Origin of the sequence: Gordonia shandongensis DSM 45094 (assembly GCF_000423025.1) — a bacterium.
Lineage (GTDB): Bacteria > Actinomycetota > Actinomycetes > Mycobacteriales > Mycobacteriaceae > Gordonia > Gordonia shandongensis.
The window spans coordinates 1-1,887 of sequence record NZ_AUHE01000031.1 but is presented as its reverse complement, the minus strand read 5'-3'; the positions used below and the strand labels follow the sequence as shown (position 1 = coordinate 1,887).

Below are 1,887 nucleotides of genomic sequence, written 5' to 3'. Positions count from 1 at the left end.
CCAGCCCCAGGATGCGACGAGCCGACATCGAGGTGCCAAACCATCCCGTCGATATGGACTCTTGGGGAAGATCAGCCTGTTATCCCCGGGGTACCTTTTATCCGTTGAGCGACACCGCTTCCACTTGCCGGTGCCGGATCACTAGTCCCGACTTTCGTCCCTGCTCGACATGTACGTCTCACAGTCAAGCTCCCTTGTGCACTTACACTCAACACCTGATTGCCATCCAGGCTGAGGGAACCTTTGGGCGCCTCCGTTACACTTTAGGAGGCAACCGCCCCAGTTAAACTACCCACCAGGCACTGTCCCTGAACCCGATCAGGGTCCGAGGTTAGAAGCTCAATACGATCAGAGTGGTATTTCAACAACGACTCCACCAACACTAGCGTGCCGGCTTCACAGTCTCCCACCTATCCTACACAAACCGCATCGAACACCAATACCAAGCTATAGTGAAGGTCCCGGGGTCTTTTCGTCCTGCCGCGCGAAACGAGCATCTTTACTCGTACTGCAATTTCGCCGAGTCTGTGGTTGAGACAGCAGAGAAGTCGTTACGCCATTCGTGCAGGTCGGAACTTACCCGACAAGGAATTTCGCTACCTTAGGATGGTTATAGTTACCACCGCCGTTTACTGGGGCTTAAATTCTCAGCTTCACCAACAATGTTGATTAACCGGTCCTCTTAACCTTCCAGCACCGGGCAGGCGTCAGTCCGTATACATCGTCTTACGACTTCGCACGGACCTGTGTTTTTAGTAAACAGTCGCTTCTCTCTGGTCTCTGCGACCACCACCAGCTCCAGACGCAACGTCTATCACCAGCCGTGGTCCCCCTTCTCCCGAAGTTACGGGGGCAATTTGCCGAGTTCCTTAACCACAGTTATCTCGATCGCCTTAGTATTCTCTACCTGACCACCTGTGTCGGTTTGGGGTACGGGCCGTGTACCAACTCACTAGAGGCTTTTCTCGGCAGCATAGGATCACTGAATTCACCACAACGGCTACGCATCACCTCTCAGGAACAAGTGAGACACGGATTTACCTATGCCTCTCCCTACAGGCTTACACCAGGACAACCATCACCTGGCCCAGCTACCTTCCTGCGTCACCCCATCGCTTGACTACTACACCCGAGGTCCCACGCAGCCATCCCCAGAGAAATCCGAAGAAATCAAAGAAGACTTTTGGGTGGTTAGTACAAGTGCCTCGCCATTGGGCGCGGATACACGGGTACGGGAATATCAACCCGTTGTCCATCGACTACGCCTGTCGGCCTCGCCTTAGGTCCCGACTCACCCTGGGCGGATTAACCTGGCCCAGGAACCCTTGGTCATCCGGCGGACAAGTTTCTCACTTGTCTTTCGCTACTCATGCCTGCATTCTCACTCCCACACCCTCCACAACTGGATCACTCCGCTGCTTCCACGGATGCAGGACGCTCCCCTACCCACCCACACCACTACACACCCACCCAACGGTGAGCACGAATGACACGTGTGAGTGCCGCGGCTTCGGCGGTGTACTTGAGCCCCGCTACATTGTCGGCGCAGGATCACTTGACCAGTGAGCTATTACGCACTCTTTCAAGGATGGCTGCTTCTAAGCCAACCTCCTGGTTGTCTCAGCGATCCCACATCCTTTTCCACTTAGTACACGCTTAGGGGCCTTAGCCGGCGATCTGGGCTGTTTCCCTCTCGACTACGAAGCTTATCCCCCGCAGTCTCACTGCCACGCTCTCACTTACCGGCATTCGGAGTTTGGCTGACGTCAGTAACCTAGTAGGGCCCATCGGCCATCCAGTAGCTCTACCTCCAGTAAGAAACACGCAACGCTGCACCTAAATGCATTTCGGGGAGAACCAGCTATCACGGAGTTTGATTGGCCTTTC

At 54.8% G+C, this 1,887-nt stretch carries 1 rRNA gene; it reads right to left on the bottom strand.

Going from position 1 to position 1,887, the window contains the following annotated elements:
- A 23S ribosomal RNA gene (locus G528_RS0114455) occupies nt 1-1,887 on the bottom strand; the annotation flags it as partial.